Source organism: Acinetobacter sp. ANC 4636 (assembly GCF_054454555.1).
This window is the reverse complement of the sequence record NZ_JBTKVD010000004.1, coordinates 165,858-185,226: the sequence shown is the minus strand read 5'-3', so window position 1 is coordinate 185,226 and position 19,369 is coordinate 165,858. Positions and strand designations below refer to the sequence as shown.

At 43.0% G+C, this 19,369-nt stretch carries 18 protein-coding genes, 1 tRNA gene and 1 other RNA gene; 10 read left to right on the top strand and 10 right to left on the bottom strand.

Annotated elements, in window-relative coordinates:
• Nucleotides 1-170 precede the first annotated feature (170 nt).
• The 3 genes from ACX1N5_RS06240 to ACX1N5_RS06230 form a co-directional block, all read right to left on the bottom strand.
• Nucleotides 171-509 carry an FKBP-type peptidyl-prolyl cis-trans isomerase gene (locus ACX1N5_RS06240; RefSeq protein ID WP_004751143.1) on the bottom strand — a complete coding sequence of 113 codons (339 nt, stop codon included), beginning with the start codon at nucleotides 507-509 and terminating at the stop codon, nucleotides 171-173.
• A gap of 170 nt (nucleotides 510-679) precedes the next feature.
• Entirely contained in the window at nucleotides 680-1,207 is a 528-nt protein-coding gene (locus tag ACX1N5_RS06235; protein ID WP_116726432.1) for an acyl-CoA thioesterase, read from the bottom strand.
• Between the two features lie 181 nt (nucleotides 1,208-1,388).
• Nucleotides 1,389-2,378: a patatin-like phospholipase family protein gene (locus tag ACX1N5_RS06230; protein WP_458801022.1), complete on the bottom strand. Its 990-nt coding sequence runs from the start codon at nucleotides 2,376-2,378 to the stop codon at nucleotides 1,389-1,391.
• A gap of 134 nt (nucleotides 2,379-2,512) precedes the next feature.
• Between ACX1N5_RS06230 and ACX1N5_RS06225 the strand changes: the two genes are divergently transcribed.
• Nucleotides 2,513-3,307 (top strand): YdcF family protein, encoded by a 795-nt coding sequence (locus ACX1N5_RS06225; RefSeq protein WP_131380238.1) that lies wholly within the window; start codon nucleotides 2,513-2,515, stop codon nucleotides 3,305-3,307.
• A gap of 128 nt (nucleotides 3,308-3,435) precedes the next feature.
• On the opposite strand, the gene eat is transcribed toward ACX1N5_RS06225, so the two are convergent.
• Entirely contained in the window at nucleotides 3,436-4,830 is a 1,395-nt protein-coding gene (gene eat, locus ACX1N5_RS06220) for an ethanolamine permease (protein WP_458800901.1), read from the bottom strand.
• Nucleotides 4,831-5,065: 235 nt separating this feature from the next.
• Here eat and ACX1N5_RS06215 point away from each other — a divergent pair, with 235 nt between their 5' ends.
• A complete protein-coding gene (locus tag ACX1N5_RS06215; protein ID WP_458800899.1) occupies nucleotides 5,066-6,076 on the top strand; it encodes a phosphotransferase enzyme family protein in 1,011 nt (336 codons plus the stop codon).
• Nucleotides 6,077-6,281: 205 nt separating this feature from the next.
• Nucleotides 6,282-7,319: an AraC-like transcriptional regulator QhpR gene (qhpR, locus tag ACX1N5_RS06210; RefSeq protein ID WP_458801020.1), complete on the top strand. Its 1,038-nt coding sequence runs from the start codon at nucleotides 6,282-6,284 to the stop codon at nucleotides 7,317-7,319.
• Nucleotides 7,320-7,739: 420 nt separating this feature from the next.
• Here qhpR and ACX1N5_RS06205 read toward each other — a convergent pair whose 3' ends face one another.
• Nucleotides 7,740-9,083, bottom strand: coding sequence for an aspartate aminotransferase family protein (locus ACX1N5_RS06205; protein ID WP_458800897.1), 1,344 nt, complete (start codon nucleotides 9,081-9,083; stop codon nucleotides 7,740-7,742).
• A 185-nt stretch (nucleotides 9,084-9,268) separates the two neighbouring features.
• On the opposite strand from ACX1N5_RS06205, the gene ACX1N5_RS06200 reads away from it, so the two are divergent.
• Nucleotides 9,269-10,045: a DeoR/GlpR family DNA-binding transcription regulator gene (locus ACX1N5_RS06200; RefSeq protein WP_131380246.1), complete on the top strand. Its 777-nt coding sequence runs from the start codon at nucleotides 9,269-9,271 to the stop codon at nucleotides 10,043-10,045.
• Here ACX1N5_RS06200 and ACX1N5_RS06195 read toward each other — a convergent pair.
• From ACX1N5_RS06195 to coaD, 5 genes are all read right to left on the bottom strand, one after another.
• The gene (locus ACX1N5_RS06195) at nucleotides 10,042-11,499 is read right to left on the bottom strand and encodes a sensor domain-containing diguanylate cyclase (protein ID WP_458800895.1); all 1,458 of its coding nucleotides are present in this window, start codon (nucleotides 11,497-11,499) and stop codon (nucleotides 10,042-10,044) included. The genes ACX1N5_RS06200 and ACX1N5_RS06195 overlap by 4 nt on opposite strands.
• Nucleotides 11,500-11,644: 145 nt before the next feature.
• A tRNA-Met gene (locus ACX1N5_RS06190) sits at nucleotides 11,645-11,721 on the bottom strand.
• A gap of 62 nt (nucleotides 11,722-11,783) precedes the next feature.
• Nucleotides 11,784-12,139, bottom strand: an RNA gene (gene rnpB, locus ACX1N5_RS06185) — RNase P RNA component class A.
• Between the two features lie 20 nt (nucleotides 12,140-12,159).
• Nucleotides 12,160-12,429, bottom strand: a complete 270-nt coding sequence (locus tag ACX1N5_RS06180; protein ID WP_004751130.1) for a YfhL family 4Fe-4S dicluster ferredoxin — start codon at nucleotides 12,427-12,429, stop codon at nucleotides 12,160-12,162.
• Between the two features lies 1 nt (nucleotide 12,430).
• Nucleotides 12,431-12,922: a pantetheine-phosphate adenylyltransferase gene (gene coaD, locus ACX1N5_RS06175; protein ID WP_004751128.1), complete on the bottom strand. Its 492-nt coding sequence runs from the start codon at nucleotides 12,920-12,922 to the stop codon at nucleotides 12,431-12,433.
• 146 nt (nucleotides 12,923-13,068) lie between these two features.
• Here coaD and smpB point away from each other — a divergent pair, with 146 nt between their 5' ends.
• From smpB to ACX1N5_RS06145, 6 genes are all read left to right on the top strand, one after another.
• Nucleotides 13,069-13,545, top strand: a complete 477-nt coding sequence (gene smpB / locus ACX1N5_RS06170; RefSeq protein WP_004751126.1) for an SsrA-binding protein SmpB — start codon at nucleotides 13,069-13,071, stop codon at nucleotides 13,543-13,545.
• A 299-nt stretch (nucleotides 13,546-13,844) separates the two neighbouring features.
• Nucleotides 13,845-15,044 carry an SfnB family sulfur acquisition oxidoreductase gene (locus ACX1N5_RS06165; RefSeq protein ID WP_458800892.1) on the top strand — a complete coding sequence of 400 codons (1,200 nt, stop codon included), beginning with the start codon at nucleotides 13,845-13,847 and terminating at the stop codon, nucleotides 15,042-15,044.
• A 10-nt stretch (nucleotides 15,045-15,054) separates the two neighbouring features.
• Entirely contained in the window at nucleotides 15,055-16,278 is a 1,224-nt protein-coding gene (locus ACX1N5_RS06160; RefSeq protein WP_458800890.1) for an SfnB family sulfur acquisition oxidoreductase, read from the top strand.
• Entirely contained in the window at nucleotides 16,278-17,666 is a 1,389-nt protein-coding gene (locus tag ACX1N5_RS06155) for an LLM class flavin-dependent oxidoreductase (protein ID WP_458800888.1), read from the top strand. Before ACX1N5_RS06160 ends, ACX1N5_RS06155 begins: the two co-directional genes overlap by 1 nt.
• 24 nt (nucleotides 17,667-17,690) lie before the next feature.
• Entirely contained in the window at nucleotides 17,691-18,527 is an 837-nt protein-coding gene (locus ACX1N5_RS06150) for a MetQ/NlpA family ABC transporter substrate-binding protein (RefSeq protein WP_131380256.1), read from the top strand.
• A 2-nt stretch (nucleotides 18,528-18,529) separates the two neighbouring features.
• A complete protein-coding gene (locus ACX1N5_RS06145) occupies nucleotides 18,530-19,360 on the top strand; it encodes a MetQ/NlpA family ABC transporter substrate-binding protein (RefSeq protein WP_458800885.1) in 831 nt (276 codons plus the stop codon).
• Nucleotides 19,361-19,369: the final 9 nt, after the last annotated feature.

Below are 19,369 nucleotides of genomic sequence, written 5' to 3'. Positions count from 1 at the left end.
ATTAAAACACAAGAAATCATAAACATCCGTGTCTTACACTTACATGATACTGCATATTTTTACAATTTAGTACATCTTCGAGGCTAAATAGTAATAGGCAAACATGTCAATTCTTTGACAATGATCATTCAGCTTAGCTTAAGAACTGAATGACCATCACCTCAAGTCGCTTATTGGTCTCGGGTTTTAACATCAAACAATTCAATTTCAAAAATCAGGTTAGAATTGGCAGGAATGACTTTACCCATTTTGCGTTCACCATAAGCCAAATGTGCAGGCACTTTCAATTTTCGCTTACCGCCCACACGCATTCCCATAATACCCTGATCCCACCCCTTAATTACTCGACCCGTACCAATCACACATTCAAAATACTGACCACGATCAATTGAGGAATCAAATTTCGTTCCATCTTCTAACCAGCCTGTATAATGCGTGGTAATGAGCGCACCTTTCACAGCTTCTTTACCTTCACCGACTTTTAGATCAATAATTTCCAACTCTTGCATGACTGTTCAGACTCTGAATAAAAGAAACTTATTTTACGGGCTTCTTAACAACAAACCGATGGCTAGTTTTTTATTTTTAGTAAAAAAATAAGATCCACCGCATTTTCATTCCAACTGCAATAAAAAAAGACCGCCGCGTAGACACTGGCAGTCTTTTTACCCAAACAGAATTATTCGCCCTGTTTAGCACTTTCTTTATAAATACTACAAGAAGGGTGATGATTTTCATGTAAACGTAATTTTTTACGCTGTTCAGCAGCTTCAAAACGGCAACGCTTCCACTCGTTGTCTAATTTTAATGGAGGAACTGCTTGAGGTTGACCGTGTTCATCAACCGCGACCATGGTAAAGAAGCAACTGTTGGTATGACGCATACTACGGCTACGAATATTTTGAGCTTCAACGCGAATCCCAATTTCCATAGAAGTACGACCTACATGGTTAACACTTGCAAGGAATGTTACCAGTTCACCTACATAAATCGGTTCTTTAAAAGTTACCTTATCGACAGATAAAGTCACGACATAACTACCTGAATAGCGGCTTGCACATGCGTACGCCACTTGGTCAAGTAATTTTAAGACGGCTCCACCATGTACATTCCCTGAGAAATTTGCCATATCAGGTGTCATAAGAACCGTCATGGTTAATTCAGATTGGTCATCCGCTGACTGTAGAACTTGATCTAAAGGTGACATTAAAACACTCTTCGACTAAAGAATAATTGACAGTTAACAATTATAGCCGATTTTTTCATAATTATTGTTCTGATTATTTATCAGTATTTCAGATAGAAATGCTCAAGATTATACAGCGTATCTTATCAAGATGCGCTGTGTTTTTAATATTTTTTAAAATCAATGCCTTAATCTTGATCAGTTAAGACCGAGCAGCCACAAGTAGTTGCTCTTCTTTATCATGAATGACTTGCTGAATGTCCTCAAGCTTAGCCTGAGTGGCATAAACTCCAGCTAAACGGGTGCGGTCTCGTTCGGTAACATCAAAAATATGGGCTTTTTCCCGTAGATCAGGTTGAATGATCACATCGGCATGGCTCAGTTCAACACGGGATAGCTGTTGCTGCATAATATTAATATTTTGGTTAAATAGCCCCCACATATTGGTTGTTTCGGTATATTGTGGTTGTGCCAAAATATCCACGGCAATCACAATATCCGCACCAAGCTGACGAGCAACATCAACAGGAACGGGACTGACCAAACCGCCGTCAACATATTCCTTATTTTGAATTTTAGTTGGAATGAACATGCTTGGAATAGACGAAGATGCACGTACGGCTTGCCCTGTATTACCATAATTAAAGACGACTTTTTTACCTTCTTTGAGTTCTGTTGCAACAACAAACAAAGGAATTCTCATCTTTTCCAGAGGCAGATTACCAATCTGATCATTGATAAAGTCTTCAACTTTACTGCCATCTAAAAAACCGTTTTTGCGCAAGGTAATTTCACGAACATCCTGCACTTTCATATTTAGGGCAATATCTTTAATTTGTTCAGGAGACTTTCCACTAGCGTACAGTGCGCCCACTATGCTGCCCGCACTGGTTCCGACAATAAAATCAGGATGAATCCCATGTTCTTCAAGCACCTGTATTGCACCGATATGCGCATAGCCTCGTGCTCCACCACTCCCTAGCACCAATGCAACAATTGGACGATGCTGCTGTTGTTTGATCTGCTCAAAGTTAATCAGATTTGGACGTGATTGAGCCTCTTCATCTACAATAGCCGTAGTGGCAACCATAGGTAAAGTTGCGGTTTGAGTCTCATGGTGAGGAATGCTTTGACATCCAACCAAAGCCCCCAAACAAGTCATAGTCACAATCCAGTGTTTCATAGGCAGCATCTTTGAAATGACAATCAAAAAAGGAAATCCACAGCATTCTACTGCGAAAGAATAATGCAATCTGAATCGTTTCTTTGCAGTATTGTTTCAATATAATTAATCGTTGCATTTTGCAAAAAAACAACTGAGCATCTATGACAATTCTTCTAACAATATGTTTTCGAATTATTTTATTTTTTATTGGCAGCGTTTTTTTAGCTGACAGCATCTATTTATTGTTACAAGGCAAAATTCATATTGGCATTGTACTGCCCTTCTTGATGGGAATCGGGTTTGTCTTTATTGCTTTGGCATGGCAGTTCATACATAGCTATCTGGCACAGCATCCTGCACTGCAATCTGCGTACTTTATTCTTTGGGGATTATTTATTATCTGGCTGATTTCTTTTACAGTTTTCATTTACCAGCTCAAAATCCATATGCAAGCGCAAACACAAATTACATCACCTGCACGAGCGATTATTGTGCTGGGTAGTGGTGTAATTCAGGGACAGCCTAGCCCAACATTGGCACTGCGCCTTGACCGCGCAGCAGAGCTTGCCAAGCAACAGCCTCAAGCATGGATTGTACTATCGGGTGGATTAGATTTTGCAGAAACAGTGACGGAAGCACAGGTCATGGCAAACTATTTACAGCAAAAATATGGACTACCTAGGCAGCACATGTTGCTAGAAGATCAAAGCACCAGTACTGAACTCAATTTTAAAAACAGTGCCGTTTTATTGGCACAGCATCAGGTAACAAAAGATATGCCGATTGCGATTATCACCAGTGACTTTCATACCATACGTGCACAAGCAATTGCCCGAAAACAACACTACACTCACAGCATGATGTTTGCAGCACAAACACCATTAGAAACACGTTATAACGCATGGCTTCGAGAGTATTTTGCCTTTATTAGTGGCAAGATCTTGCAGGAATATTAGAATTATTTCTTTTTTCATAGATCACTTAAACCAAGATAAATCACAATAAAAAATGTGCTCTATTTAAAAATCAAAAGCCCGAAAAACTCGGGCTTTTGCGCTCACTCACCTCTCAACACCATCATACTTTATGAGTGTTCAGGAAGTTGTTGAGGGTCTGCTTGATTGAGAAGTTGCTGATTTTCCTCACTGAACTGGCGTTGTGTTTTAGTTGCCAAGAAGTAAACATAGCCCACAACCAAGAAGCCAATAAAGATCTCGCCAATTGTACCGTTGTAATAGAACATCGCGACAAAACACACCACAGCAATCACAAGTGCGATCGCAGGAATCACGGGGTAACCTGGTGCCATAAATGAACGGTTTAGGTTTGGTTCAGAACGGCGCAGTTTAAACAAGCTCAACATGCTCATGATATACATTAGTAATGCGCCGAAACATGCCATGGTCACAATCGCCGCCGTTAAGCTCATTCCTTGAATGTTAATAATATTATCACTAAAGATTGCTGCAATTCCGACGACACCACCTGCAATAATGGCACGATGCGGAGTATTGAAACGAGAAAGTTTTGCCAAGCTTTTTGGCAAAAAGCCTGCACGACCCAAGGCAAAAATTTGACGAGAATAACCTAAAATAATTCCATGGAAACTTGCCACCAAACCAAATAAACCAATCCACACCAACATGTGCATCCAGCTAGAATTGTTGCCCACAACCGCTTTCATGGCTTGTGGTAATGGATCATTAATATTAGACAGTTTACTCCAATCACCTACTCCACCTGCAAAAACCATCACCAAAAATGCCAAAACGACCAGTGTTAAAATCCCTGTGATATAGGCACGTGGAATGGTACGTTTTGGATCTTTGGCTTCTTCGGCTGCCATGGCTGCCCCTTCAATCGCCAAGAAAAACCAGATTGCAAACGGAATCGCAGCAAAAATACCTGACAGTGCAGTACCGCTAAAATGATTTGAACCCGCCCAACCATTGAGCACGAAATTGGAGAAACTAAAGCCCGGTTGTACCACACCGATAAATACCAGTAGCTCAATCACCGCCAAAATCGTGACGATTAGCTCAAAAGTTGCAGCAATCTGCACGCCAACAATATTTAACCCCATAAAGACAACATATGCACCCAGTGCAATCAATTTGGGATTGATGTCTGGAAATTGCACATTCAGATATGCCCCGATTGCCATAGCAATTGCGGGTGGTGCAAACACAAATTCAATCAGTGTAGCAATTCCTGCAATAAAACCACCTGTTTCACCAAAGGCTTTACGACTATAAGCAAAAGGCCCACCTGCATGTGGAATTGCAGTGGTTAACTCAGTAAAACTAAAAATAAAACAGGTATACATGGTCGCAACGATGAGCGTTGTGACTAAAAAGCCCAGTGTTCCCGCGACGCCCCAACCGTAACTCCAGCCGAAATACTCACCTGAAATCACAAGTCCAACGGCAATCCCCCACAAGTGAAAGATTCCTAATGTCGGTTTTAGCTGATGACTCATTGCAGCACTCCTCTCAACAGAAGAATAGAAATTGTTTGATGCAACACCCCTGTTGCACGTCCTTGTTTAGATAATGCGTCGGGCAACAAGCAGAAAACTTGACTTTAAATGACGAGTTTTATCGGTTTATTGTCAAGTCGACAAAAATCAATCTCGCATACGCTGTATACAAATCATGGAAATCTTCCCATGTCCCATTCAATGTGACACGGTGAACAGACGAGGTCAGTACAGTATGAATCACGTAGAACAAAATGAATATTTAGATGCAAATACACTACTAATGCTTGCTGAACAAGCAATTTTGCAATATTCAAAAGCCTATCAAGGACAGGTCAAACTGCTTTGCCAATCTGAAAATGCCACTTTTTTAGTGCGTACCGATAAGGCACGTTATGCTTTACGTATTCACCGCCCAAACTATCACAGCAAACAAGATATCGAGAGTGAACTGCACTGGCTTGCTGCCCTGACTGAAAGTGGCATTGCTGTACCCCAAGCCATTTTGAATGAGCAAGGCGAACGTGTACTAACATTGGAACTCAGTGATGGCACAACCCGTTATGCAGCCCTGTTTAACTGGGTTGAAGGCGACATGCCAACCACTGAAGTTGATCCAACTGCATTTCAGCAATTGGGACAAATCACGGCGAAACTACACCGCCACAGCAAAACTTGGCAAATGCCAGACAGTTTTCAACGCATTATCTGGAACCATGACACTATGCTGGGTACAGAGGGTCACTGGGGTGACTGGCGCAATGCACCGTATTTGAAAAAATCGGATCACAACATTATTGAAGAAGCGGTGACACGTATTGGTAGTGACTTGACTACATTTGGTCAATCGGCAGATCGTTATGGTCTGATTCATGCCGACTTACGCCTCACCAATTTACTCCTGCAAAATGACCGTATCGGCGTGATCGATTTTGATGACTGTGGCATGAGCTGGTTTATGCATGACTTGGCTGCGGCAATTAGTTTCAACGAACATCATGCGGCTGCACCAGAATGGGTAGACAACTGGATTGAAGGTTACGAACGTGAAGCACATATCAGCAACGAAGAATATGCACTGATTCCAACGTTCATTATGCAACGCCGTATTCAAATGATGGCGTGGGTTGGCTCGCACGCTCAAACCGAAATGGCGCTCAGTTTAGGCACAAATTGGGCAGATCATACCGTTCGTCTTTGCAAAAAATATATGAATCATCAACAACTGCCTGTTGGTGCTGCATAAATCTTGTTTTATTGTATTTTTATATTGATTTAAATATCGGGATGGTTATCCATTTCATAATAAATTGCCATCCCTTGATCACCATGGACAGGTGATTTCCCTTTTAAGCAAATGCATCCCTCTGCCATTTTTAGGATTCCTCAGTTGGTATGCATTTTGCTTAATCTAATGAATATGTGATATATGGAGATTTCATATGATTCAGATGCGTCACATCGCCAGTTCTTCACAACTTTTTCAGTCTAATATGGGTAATCAAGGCGTGTTGTCGGCTGCGGCATCAGGTTTGAGCGACTTTATTGTGCAAAAAGGTGCCGATGTAGACCGTGTCTTTGGGATCAGTGGAATCAATCCAGAATTACTCGCAAGCCCCACCTTGAGCTTGCAACTTCCTAATTATTGTAAAGTTTTAGAACAAGCCGCGCAAATTTCAGGCTGCGACAACTTTGGCTTGCATTATGGACAACAGTTTCAGCCAAAAGAGCTCGGATTAATTGGCTATATTGGCCTGTGCTCTGCCACACTAGAAACCGCTTTACGCAATATGGTGAGTTATTTTCACCTACATCAGAAAGATACCTTAACCCGCATGATTGAACAACAAGATTGCTGGCGACTGGACTATCAAGTCCAACATGGTGCAATTTTAACGCGCCGCCAAGATGCCGAACTCACCATTGGCATGTTTATGAATGTGATTCGCGGGGTATTGGGTTCGCACTACTCACCACGTGAAATTCACTTTGAACATACCCGCCCCGAATACTGGCAGGAACACAGCAAGCTCTTCAATACTTCAGTGTATTTCGATCAACCCTTTAACTCGATTGTAATCCCAAAAAAAGATCTGGCACGGGATATGCCTAGTAGCGATCCACTACTCCTCACCATGATGCAAGATACATTGCAGCTGCTCAACCAGTCCAATACAACGCAAGGTTTAAGTGATCAAGTTCGCTCACAGATTCAACTGGCACTGAGTGAAGGTGAACCCAACTTGGAGCATATTGCCGATGATTTAGGCATGTCGAGCTGCTCACTCACCCGCCGCCTTAAGTCCGAAGGCATGACTTTTACTTCACTGGTCGATGGTGTTCGCTGTGAACTGGCGGAACATTATATGAAACAGAAAAATATCCCGATCTCAGAAATGGCTTTTTTACTCGGTTACTCCGAAGTCAGTGCTTTTTCACGTGCCTTTAAACGCTGGTTTGGAATTAATCCAAGACAGTGGCGCAATTAAGTTAGGCTTAGAACTTATGTATCCTGAGATCACCTCAGCAAAATGCAGCTTTCTATTGTCTTACATCCCATCAACATTGATCTTCGAATCCCACTGCAAGATTTCATGGCATATGCACATTAAGCAATTTAAATATTTTTAAGATGAACAGCTTGCAGAAGTACTGCAAGCAGGTTTACGCAAAACACATTTTGAGATTTTGACTCAATCCATTGAGATTCAATCTTCTCAATGGATTGCATATTTTAAGATCTTGTCTGCACAACTTGACGTGGATTTATCGGTCATCATACAAACTTTGCAGCAGTATGCACCGCAATCAAGATATGATTGATAAAAATGTAGAATTAGAAACAGAATAAAAAAGCCCTATCTTTTTAGATAGGGCTTTTGCAAAATTATATTAAATTAGCAAGATGATTAACCTTTGAGTTTGGTAATCGCTTGATCCAGCGCATTCACTAACCAGTCAATATCATGTGCTTGGAAAGCCAGTGGCGGGCGAAGTTTTAATATATTGCCGTAAGGCCCCGCTACTGACGTCAGTACACGGTGGGTATTGCGCAATTCTTCAATCAGGTTTAAAGCCAACGCTTTATCAGGGGTTTTGCTGTCACGATCTGTGACCAATTCAAAACCGATAAACAGACCTGCACCACGCACATCACCAACACATTCGTGTTTGTCCATCAGTTTTGCCAAGTCAGACTGTAACAACGCACCGACTTTTTGGCTATGTGCTTGCAATTCTTCTTCCTGAATCACTTTCAATACCGCCTGAGCCGCAGCCATAGAAACAGGATTGCCTCCAAAGGTATTGAAATATGGTATCTGATCGCTAAATGCAGCTAAAACATCCCCTTTTGCCAATAAACCAGAGACTGGAATCCCGTTACCCATTGGTTTACCTGTAGTAATCACATCAGGAACAATGCCATGACGAGCAAAGCCCCAGAACGCATCGCCTGTACGGGCAAAACCAGGCTGAACTTCATCGGCAATGAAAATCCCGCCATTGGTATGCACCACATCAACCGCTTTTTTCAAAAAACCGACTGGGTTTGGCATCACGCCATCAGAGGAGAAAATCGAGTCAGCAAGGAAGCCTGCAAACTTGATGCCATGTGCTTTCATGTCATCAATTTGTTGTTGGATTTGGGCTGCAAACCAGCCACCCAAATCTTCAGTTTGAATGCGATAATGATCGGGTGCAGGGACTAAGCGTGTAGTTGCATCCAAGGCTTGACCTGTACCGAGTGCAGGTGAACAGCCTGAAGTTAAACTACTGGTGCCATGATAGGCTTCTTGCGACACAATAATACCTGTACCGCCGCTATATTCACGGGCAATCCGAATCGCCAAGTCATTGGCTTCTGAACCTGTACACATATACATGGCGCGATCTACTTCGCTCGGCACAGTTTTCAATAATTCTTCAGTGTAATCCAGAATATTTTCATGCAAATAACGTGTGTGGGTATTTAGCATTTTCATTTGTGCATTGACCGCTTCAATCACCGCAGGATGACAGTGCCCGATGCTTGCAACATTGTTATATACATCCAGATACTGGTTGCCTGCGGCATCCCACAAATACTGCCCTTCACCTCGAACCAAGTGCACAGGGTTACGGTAAAACAGACGATATGAATCACCCAAAATCTTGCTGCGTTTATCGGTGAGTTTACGAGTTTCTGTGTCCAATGCATCCGCATGCTCAGCACGGAAGCTATTGGTATCCATAATGGTTGAGCGTGTATTCATGGGTATTCTCCTAAAACAAGCCTCATGCTGATCGAGGTTAATTTTTCTGCATGTTTTGATCATAATCGGCTTTTTTTAAAAATGCAATAAAATACACAAATACTTTTTTATACACATTTACGACTCGATTTTCTCCTCAATACTCAGTAAGATGAGCACTAGAAAAACCATGATTGAGAACAGGCATGTTGCAGCAAGAACGCTTACACCGAATTCAGGCGCTACTCAAAAAAATACAACGCATCAGCACCGAACGTGTGATGCAAGAGCTGAATATTTCTCGGGAAACTGCACGGCGTGACATTATTGAACTTGAAGCATTGGGCGTTGCCAAACGGGTACATGGCGGGATTGTTGCGGTGGATAGCGTCGCGGTTGAAGCCCCGCTGAATGTTCGCCACACTCAAATGGCAAAAGAAAAACGCGCCATTGCACGGGCAGCACTACAACATTTGCATGGAGGGCAAACCATTTTTCTAGATGCAGGCAGTACCATATCAATTTTGGCAGAAGAACTCAGAACCCTGTCAGGGCTGACCATTATTACCAACAGCTTACAGGCGGTATTTAACTTAACTGTTGGCTATGAACATGATACCCCTCAACATGAAATTATTTTACTCGGTGGGCGGGTACAGCAACGCCCACAAACGCAAGGCGATTTGGTGATTTCGGAGATTTATCGTTATCAGGCAGACATTGCGTTATTGTCACCTGTCGGGATTGACCCTGTACACGGAGCAAGCAGTTTCTATAGCGAAGAAGCCAACATTGCCCAAGCCATGGTCAAGCAAGCCAAACAAACCTTTATTTTGGCAGATCAGAGTAAGCTTGATGTGGTCAGTCGTGTGCGTTATGCACAAAGCCATGAAATTTCCATGCTGATTAGCAATCAGGAAGCCAAATCAGAGATTGATCTTGCCAGTTACCAGCAACATTTTCAGCAAATAATTTGGGCTTAAATGTTTAAAACTGCCGAGTTTTTAGCATAGTAACGGTTTTTATCCAGATACATCTGATGATCGGCACGCTTGAGCATATCTTCCAGAGTTTCATGTGGTTCACTGGTTGCTGTTCCGATTGCTATACTCATCGGCAAGCTGGCATGGTACTGGTTATCTAAGTGAAATAGTTCTCGCAAAGTCACGACCAGTTTTGCTGCAGCCTGCTGATCTGCACGTGGTAGCAGCAAAACGAATTCATCACCACCGATACGTGAACCTGAATATGGCGGACTGATTGCCTGTTGCAGAATTTCACCTGTTCGGCGCAAGATATCATCACCAGCATCATGTCCAAACGCATCATTCACTGTTTTTAGGGCATTGAGATCCAGATAAATTGCCGACACGGGAAAAACCTTTTGTCGGGTTAAACGCTTCAACTCTTCATGGAAAAATGCGCGATTATACAGTTTGGTCAACACATCATGTTTACCCAGATATTCCAGATAAGACTCTGCTTTTTTGCGTGCAGTAATATCCGTCATCGCCAGTTGCACCATCGACCAGTCATGTTCATAGCTTGGAAAAATGGAAAATTGCAGTAGTACATGTCGCTCTGAACCATCCAGTGCATGGTTGACTACTTCACGTTGATGAAACAGATTACCTTCCCAAAGTTCCAGCAACTGCTCACGAAATGAATTGAGCATTTCTGGGCAACCCAAAACTTTATCAATATTTTCCAGCAGAACGTGTTTATTGGGTGCTAAAAATAAATCTAATACTTTTTGATTGGCATCAAGTACCCGAATCCCCGCGATACTGTCACTTATAAATTCTGGGTGTACATCCAGAAAAGTCCGTAAATCTTCAATACCAATACATTTCAGATGATCAAGCTTTTTCTTGATCACACTAAAATCTTCCACCCACAATGCCGCAGGTGAATATACAAACCGTGCCTCTGCCAAAGTACGATTTTTAAATTCCTGACGGCGTGCATTTTGATAGGCAGTAATATCTTCCGTCGTGACCAAAATGCGACTTAAATCTTGCTCCGCCTCTGGCAAAATTTGCCCTCGCAGTTGAATATCAATCCATTTTCCAGAAATTGAATAATTAACCTGCTCACTGGCAAACTGCAAATGACCATCCCATACGGCAACCAAACCCTCGATTTGCAGGTTATACATTTCATCGCGAAAAATATCAGATAAATGCGCTGACAAATGCGCAAAATCACGCGCTTCAAATAGAGTTAAAGTAGCCTGATTCACGTCTAGAATTTGAATCCGCTCGACACACTGACGAATACGCTGGGGATCTTGTTGTAAAAAATGACGTAAATCGGTAACGCCCTGTTCACGCCACTGGACAAACTGTCTTGCAATACCACTCCAGTCTTCAATCCACATGGCAATCGGAGCAAGCTGAAAAATATGGAAAGAATCTATGGCATCAATATGTGGCATAGTTTGTCCTTATTGTTATAAATGTGAAATATATAGAGTTATTTCTTGTAATAGCATAATCACAACACCAAGAAAAACCAAAACTTAGATTTAAATGTAAAAATTATTCAAAAAAAAACCATGCAATGATGCATGGTTTATAAAATGGTGGCTATGACGAGACTTGAACTTGTGACCCCCGCATTATGAGTGCGGTGCTCTAACCAACTGAGCTACATAGCCGAAAACTGTGCGCGCATTATCTTTACTTTTTGTTACAGCGTCAAGCATTTTTTCAAAAAAATAAGGGAAGTGAGCCTGTAAGCCGGGTTCTGTCGAGGACGATCATTCCTCTAGGCGTACAATCACTCATACGCTCAAGCGACCTACCCGAATCCAGTACGGGCCGTACCTCAGGATTCCTATTTGGTCTTGCTTCTGGTGGGGTTTGCCATGCCGTGAACTGTTACCAGACACGCGGTGCGCTCTTACCGCACCCTTTCACCCTTACCTCACGAATGAGGCGGTCTACTCTCTGCTGCACTTTCCGTCGGCTCGCGCCGCCCAGGCGTTACCTGGCACCCTGCCCTTTGAAGCCCGGACTTTCCTCCCCTGCTTCAGTCACGAAGACCTCCACAGCAGCGACCGTCCAGCTCACTTCGGCGCGTATAGTAGCAAATCTTATTCAGAAATGCTTGCGTTTTTTTGCGCAGTCAGTCGTTGATACTTTTCAAATAACTGCTCTTGGCTTTCTTTATGGTTCGGATCGAGAGGAATACAGTCAACAGGACAAAATAACTGGCACTGTGGCTGATCATGATGTCCCACACATTCGGTGCATAAATCAGGATTGATCTCATAAATCAGCTCCCCAAAGAAAATCGCTTCATTGGGGCATACTGGCTCACAGACATCACAGTTAATACATTCTTCAGTAATATATAATGACACGCTACCAACCTTGCTGATGTTTACGTTTAAATGCTTCAACCACATGTTTCGGTACAAATTTAGATACATCGCCATTAAGACGTGCAATTTCACGTACCATGGTGGATGAAATAAAAGAATACTGCTCGGCAGGTGTTAAAAATACGGTTTCAAAGCTGGCATCTAAGGTACGGTTCATATTCGCGAGTTGAAACTCGTATTCAAAATCTGAAACTGCACGTAAACCACGCAACACCGCAGTAGCTTTTTGTTCATTAAAAAAATTGACCAACAAGCCATCGAAACCCATAAATTCAACATTATCGAGATGACTCAGCGACTGCTGTGCCAGTTCCACGCGTTCTTCAAGGGAAAAAATCGGATTTTTATGATGCCCAACCGCAATCGCAACCACAACTTCATCAAACATTTTGGCTGCACGCACAACTAAATCAATATGACCTCTGGTAAATGGATCAAACGTCCCCGGGTAAATGATGCGTGATTTCGACATCCTAATCTTCTCTAGTTTACGCTTTGGTGCAGCTATTCTAGCAAAAAGTTATTTTTTAGCGAAGGAACTGCTTTGTTTTCTGTAGAAAAGCTTCACCTTAGGAAAAGTTTGCGGCACAATAGATACAGTTTTGGAATGATTTAATTATGGCGAAAGCAACTGTAGTCAAGAAAAATAATGGCGGAACTATTGCACAAAATAAGCGTGCCCGTCATGATTATTTTATCGAAGAAAAATTTGAAGCGGGTCTTTCCCTACAGGGTTGGGAAGTCAAATCCTTGCGTGCTGGGCGTATGAGTCTAGTTGAAAGCTATATTATTTTTAAAAATAATGAAGCGTTTTTATTTGGCGCACAGATTCAGCCGCTCTTGTCTGCCTCAACTCACGTAGTCCCCGAAGCCACTCGTACTCGCAAACTATTACTGTCACGTCGTGAACTGGAACAGCTCACAGGCGCAGTCAATCAAAAAGGTTACACGTGTGTACCTTTGGCATGTTACTGGAAAGGACATTTGGCGAAACTGGAAATTGCGCTGGTAAAAGGTAAGCAACTCCATGATAAACGCGCTACTGAAAAAGACCGCGACTGGCAACGTGACAAAGCCCGTATTTTTCACCGCTAAACCTGATTTTTTAAAAGCGAAACCATTGGTTTCGCTTTTTTATGCCCATAGTCCCCGTCTGTATTCGGATATATTTAGCTCGATTTCTGCATTACTTAGCAGTTTTTCTGTATTCCAGTTTCAAATCCAGTAGCAATAAAATAAAAATATAAATAATATCAGTAACTTAAATTTTTAATTCCATTCTTATCTTATTTTTGGCTTTTTATGCAGTTTTTTGCATAAGGTTTGCAAGAAGCCTTATTTCTCAACCACTTTTTTTCTGATTACGGTGTGACGATGCAATCAAGGGGCTTGTCATGTCTACTATTCAGCCAAATGCCAATATTATTCAAAACGATCAAGAAGCAATTAATGCTGCCTATCAATTGGCAGATTTTGCTTTAGAACAACGAAATCTACGTGATCAACAACGCGTTTTACCTACCGATGTCATTCAGCAACTCACTCAAAAAGGGCTGACTGGCATTCGTATTCCCAAAACCTATGGTGGTGCTTTTGTTTCCAATAAAACCTTAAGTCATGTGTTTCGTATCTTGGCGAAAGCCGATGCCAATGTGGGTCAAATTCCACAGAACCAGTTTGGGGTGCTCAATCTGATCGAGATTATGGGTACTGAAAAACAAAAAAAATGGGTTTATCAGAAAATCTTAGCAGGTCGCTTCTTGGCCAATGCAGGACCTGAGCGACATAGCAAAGACACCAAGACTTTGCATACCACGTTAAATCTGGTGAATGGTCAATACTTCCTGACAGGTGAAAAGTTTTATTCGACAGGCAGCAGTTTTGCAGACTTACTGGCAGTGAAAGCACTGCATCCTGAAGGCCATGTGGTACTGGTCTTGGTTGAAAGACAACAACACGGCGTTGAAGTGATTGATGACTGGAATGGTTTTGGACAACGCACCACATCGAGTGGCACAGTTAAACTGCATCAGGTACAGGTTGACCCCGAACTGATTTTTGATGAACGTAAGCTTAGTGAAACGGCAAATTATCGCGGGGCGTATTCACAACTACTTCAGGTCTCGATTGATGTCGGAATTGCCGAAGCAGCTTTACAAGATACGCTCAGTTCTGTACGCAAAGCCCGCCCGATTGTCGATGCTCAGGTCGAGCGTGCCAATCAGGAATTATTTACCTTACAGGAAATTGGCAAGCTAGACATTTTACTCAATGCCAGCGTACTCCTGCTCAATGATGCTGCTGAACTCCTCGATGAACTGGATCAGCTGTCCAGTATTACTGATGCACAAGCTGCTCAAGCCTCAATTGCCGTTGCCGAAGCCAAAATTTATGCACACCGCGCTGCACTAACCATTTCAGAAAAACTGTTTGAACTCGGTGGCAGCCGTTCTTCTTTAAGCCAATACAACCTCGACCAGCACTGGCGCAATGCACGCGTGCACACCCTGCATGACCCTGTGCGCTGGAAATATCATGCCTTGGGCAATTATTACTTAAACGGCGTTTTTCCTGCACGCCACGCATGGATTTAAGGAGAAAACCATGACTTCCTATCAAGATTTTTGGGCAGTGCAGCCTCAACTACACCACACCGCCCACATTATTAGCTCCGATGCCGAAGCACTGGCGATCGCACAGCAACTCAGTCAGGAGTTCAAGCAACTGGCCGTTGAGCGTGATCAAGAGCGCCGCTTGCCTTTTGAAGAAATTCAAAAATTTAGCCAGTCTGGGTTATGGGCAATCACGGTGCCAAAACAATACGGCGGTGCAGAAGTCTCAAGCTGGACTGTGGCTCAAATTGTGGCGTTATTTAGTGGTGTAGATGGCTCAATCGGGCAAATTCCACAAAACCATTTTTATGCCCTTGAAGTGCTACGCAATACAGGCACAGAACCACAAAAACAGCAACTTTACCGTGAAGTATTACAAGGTGCTCGTTTTGGCAATGCACTTGCTGAGTTTAAAACCAGAAATTCCGCACAGAAACATAGCCAGATTCAGGCGATTGAAGGTGGTTATCTGATTCAGGGTGAAAAGTTTTACTGCACAGGCAGTTTGTTTGCCCATCGTATTCCCACTTTAGTAAAAGATGCACAAGAGCGTGAGTTTTTGGCCTTTGTACCACGACATAGTGATGGTTTAGAACTGCTAGATGACTGGTCAGGTTTTGGACAACGCACTACAGGCAGCGGCACAGTCAAATTTAATCAGGTTTTTGTCGCAGAAGACGATGTGATTCCCTTCGATCAAGCCTTTACACAACCGACCTTGGTCGGGCCTTTTGCCCAACTGATTCATGCATCTATTGAAGTCGGGATTGCCCGTGCAGCTTTTGAAGAAACTCTGCAACGCGTCAAACAGGCACGTCCTTGGATTGATGCGGGAGTCGACTATGCTAGCCAAGACCCGCTGACCTTATATGAACTGGGTCAAGTCGCAGTCGATGTCAAAGCCAGTGAACTGTTACTGAAACAAGCCGCTTTTGCCGTAGATGCAGCCAAACCGAAACCGACAGTCGATAACATTGCCCATGCTTCGATTCAGGTGGCCAAGGTACGTGCGCATAGCACAGACATTGCCCTGCTGGCTTCATCCAAACTGATTGAACTGGCAGGTAGCCGCGGCAGTCAGCGTGATGATGGTCTTGACCTGTACTGGCGCAATACACGGGTACATACCCTGCACGATGCTGCTCGCTGGAAATATTATTTTATTGGTAATTATGTGTTGAACCACATCTTGCCACCGCGTCGAGGAACACTGTAATGTCCAAGCAGATTTTACTGAATGCCTTTGACATGAACAGTGTTGGGCATATCAATCACGGTTTATGGACACATCCACGTGATCAATCCTACCGTTTTGACGAGCTGAACTACTGGACAGATTTAGCCAAAACCCTTGAAAAAGGTCTGTTTGATGGTGTGTTTATTGCCGACATTACAGGGGTTTACGATGTTTATCAAAACAACCTCGATGTGACCTTACGCGAATCAGTACAACTGCCAAGCAATGACCCTGCAACCCTGATTTCTGCGATGGCAAGTGTCACAGAGCATTTGGGTTTTGGCTTAACGGTGAATTTAAGTTATGAGCATCCTTATCAACTTGCACGGCGTTTTGCCAGTTTAGACCACCTGACTCGCGGGCGGATCGGCTGGAATATCGTCACAGGCTACCTCGACAGTGCCGAACGCCTGATTGGTCAATCAGGGCTGAAAGATCACGATTTACGTTACGAACAAGCCGAAGAATTTTTAGAGTTATCTTACAAGTTCTGGCAAGACTCTTGGGAAGATGATGCTGTCCTGAAAGACAAACAGCAACGCATCTTTACTGACCCACGCAAGGTTCACCCGATTCAGCATCACGGGCGCTTCTTCCAGAGTGAAGGCGTGTTTCAGGTTGCCCCATCTCCGCAGCGCACACCAGTATTGTTTCAGGCAGGTGCATCACCACGTGGCATGCAGTTTGCCACGCGCCATGCCGAATGTGTGTTTATTGGTGGCGATCGCCCTGAAAAAATCCGTCAGCAAGTACAGCGTCTGCGCCAACTGGCAAGTGAACAAGGACGTGATCCACATTCGATTAAAGTCTTTGTCGGTATTACCGTAGTCACCGCAAAGACATCAGCCGAAGCTCAGGAAAAATTCATCGAATATCAACGCTATGCTAGCCCTGAAGCAGGTTTGGCGCATTATTCCAGTTCGGTTGGCATCGACCTTGCCCAATTTGCCGATGATGAAGCCATTCCCTATCAGGACACCAACAGTATTGCTTCGGTCAATCAGAAATTTAAAGAACAACGCATTACCCCGCAGGATTTAAAACAACAGCATGTTTTGGGTGGGCGCTATCCGCTATTTGTGGGCAGTGGCGCCGAAGTTGCCGAGCAACTGATTGAACTGCTCGATCAAACCGACATTGATGGCTTTAACCTGACCCGCACCATCACCCCTGAATCACATGAAGATTTTATTCAGTATGTGATTCCTGAGTGGCAGCAGCGCGGACGTTACAAAACTGCTTATGCCGATGGCACGCTCCGTCACAAGATTTTTGCACAAGGCAATCAACTGCCTACTCAGCATCCTGCACGTCAGGGCAAAACGCAAACACAGACATTTTCAAATGCTGCCGCACTCGACGGCTAAACACACAATTTTGAGATATTTTTCATGGGACAAACACAGACATTATCAGGTAAGAAAATCGCCAGTATCGGCGTGGTGGTGGTTGCCGTCATCGCAGGTTTATTTGCATGGAATCAGCACCGTCAGGCACAAAGCAAGGAACTGGTGATCGGGATTACCCCTGCTTTTGCCAATACCTTACAAGTCGCAGCCAATGAAGCCAAGAAACAAGGGTTAAATGTCAAACTGGTGGAGTTTTCTGACTGGAACACGCCGAACATTACCCTCAATCATGGCGATATTGATGCCAACTTTTTCCAGCATCAACCGTTTTTAAATAATGCGATTAAAGAAGGTAAATACGAGCTTCAGCCTTTTGCTGCGGGGGCTGCATCACGCGTTGGGCTGTATTCGAAAAAATACAGCAGTCTGGATGCCCTCCCAAATAAAGCCCGCGTTGCTGTACCGAATGACCCAGTCAACGAAGGTCGCGCCTTACTGTTATTACAGCAAGCAAAGCTGATTACCTTAAAAGATCCGAAGAATTATTTATCGAATTTAAAAGACATTGTGGCGAATCCAAAAGACTTACAATTCGTTGAAATGGAAGGCCCACAAACTGCCCGTGCAGTCGATGATGTCGATTTGGCATTCAGCTATCCGCATTATTTAAACCTTGCCAAAACCATCGATCCGAAAAAAGCCTTGCTGCTGAATAACCAAGAAGATAAACGCTATGCGATTCTTTTTGTAGTGCGTAAAGACTATAAAGATGAAGGCGGTCGCTTACAAAAATTTGTCGATATTTATCAGCATTCACCACAAGTCAAAGCCTCTCTCAATGCAGAAATTGGCTCTGGGCTGTGGTATGCGGGGTGGTAACAATGTCAGGAATATTAAAATCTCGCCCTTTAATTATAAGTTTTGTCGTTGTTTTGGCTATTTTTGGCTTAGCAGGCTATCGTTATATTCAACAAAAAAATCAGGACTATGTGCTCACCATCGGCATTAGTCCACCCTATAAAGATCTACTGCAAAGCGTTGCAGATGATGTTGAAAAACAAGGTATCCATGTCAAACTGGTCGAATTTTCTGATTGGCAGGTACCCAATATTGCAGTGCAAAATGGTGATATTGATGCCAACTTTTTTCAGCAACGTGTTTATCTAAAAAATGCGATCCGCCAAACTCATTTTAATTTACATGCTTTCGCTGTTGGAACTGGTAGCCATGTTGGACTTTATTCAAAGAAATACCATTCGCTCAGCGAGTTACCTGAACATGCACGAATTGTCATTCCAAGTGACCCAGTAAATTTGGCTCGTGCATTAATTTTATTAGATAAAGCGAAACTCATTCAGTTAAAAGATGCTCAAAATGAGCTTTCTACCCGACAAGATATTGTTTCCAACCCTAAACAATTTCAATTTGTTGAAGTTGAAGGCCCTCAAACTGCACGTGCAATTGATGATGCTGATTTAATTTTTGGCTATCCACATTATTTAAAAATGGCAAAAACAGCAGACCCTAAAGATGCTCTTTTCTTAGATGCAATTGATAAAAAATATGCCATTCTTTTTGTAACACGTGGCGATTATCAAGATAAAAATCAAAAACTTGCCACCTTTGTTAAAACATTTCAACAGTCCACAAAAGTTCAACAAATTTTAGATAAAGATTTTGGTCAAGGTCTCTGGTTTAAAGGTTGGCAATAGGAGATAAGT

Bases quoted from the DNA above. Each gene is read 5' to 3' on its own strand.
- ACX1N5_RS06225 (WP_131380238.1), top strand. From the start codon at position 2,513: ATGACAATTCTTCTAACAATATGTTTTCGAATTATTTTATTTTTTATT.
- ACX1N5_RS06215 (WP_458800899.1), top strand. From the start codon at position 5,066: ATGAATCACGTAGAACAAAATGAATATTTAGATGCAAATACACTACTA.
- ACX1N5_RS06145 (WP_458800885.1), top strand. From the start codon at position 18,530: ATGTCAGGAATATTAAAATCTCGCCCTTTAATTATAAGTTTTGTCGTT.
- ACX1N5_RS06200 (WP_131380246.1), top strand. From the start codon at position 9,269: ATGTTGCAGCAAGAACGCTTACACCGAATTCAGGCGCTACTCAAAAAA.
- ACX1N5_RS06150 (WP_131380256.1), top strand. From the start codon at position 17,691: ATGGGACAAACACAGACATTATCAGGTAAGAAAATCGCCAGTATCGGC.
- ACX1N5_RS06165 (WP_458800892.1), top strand. From the start codon at position 13,845: ATGTCTACTATTCAGCCAAATGCCAATATTATTCAAAACGATCAAGAA.
- ACX1N5_RS06235 (WP_116726432.1), bottom strand. From the start codon at position 1,207: ATGTCACCTTTAGATCAAGTTCTACAGTCAGCGGATGACCAATCTGAA.
- ACX1N5_RS06155 (WP_458800888.1), top strand. From the start codon at position 16,278: ATGTCCAAGCAGATTTTACTGAATGCCTTTGACATGAACAGTGTTGGG.
- eat (WP_458800901.1), bottom strand. From the start codon at position 4,830: ATGAGTCATCAGCTAAAACCGACATTAGGAATCTTTCACTTGTGGGGG.
- ACX1N5_RS06240 (WP_004751143.1), bottom strand. From the start codon at position 509: ATGCAAGAGTTGGAAATTATTGATCTAAAAGTCGGTGAAGGTAAAGAA.
- ACX1N5_RS06195 (WP_458800895.1), bottom strand. From the start codon at position 11,499: ATGCCACATATTGATGCCATAGATTCTTTCCATATTTTTCAGCTTGCT.
- ACX1N5_RS06205 (WP_458800897.1), bottom strand. From the start codon at position 9,083: ATGAATACACGCTCAACCATTATGGATACCAATAGCTTCCGTGCTGAG.
- ACX1N5_RS06230 (WP_458801022.1), bottom strand. From the start codon at position 2,378: ATGCTGCCTATGAAACACTGGATTGTGACTATGACTTGTTTGGGGGCT.
- coaD (WP_004751128.1), bottom strand. From the start codon at position 12,922: ATGTCGAAATCACGCATCATTTACCCGGGGACGTTTGATCCATTTACC.
- qhpR (WP_458801020.1), top strand. From the start codon at position 6,282: ATGCGTCACATCGCCAGTTCTTCACAACTTTTTCAGTCTAATATGGGT.
- ACX1N5_RS06160 (WP_458800890.1), top strand. From the start codon at position 15,055: ATGACTTCCTATCAAGATTTTTGGGCAGTGCAGCCTCAACTACACCAC.
- smpB (WP_004751126.1), top strand. From the start codon at position 13,069: ATGGCGAAAGCAACTGTAGTCAAGAAAAATAATGGCGGAACTATTGCA.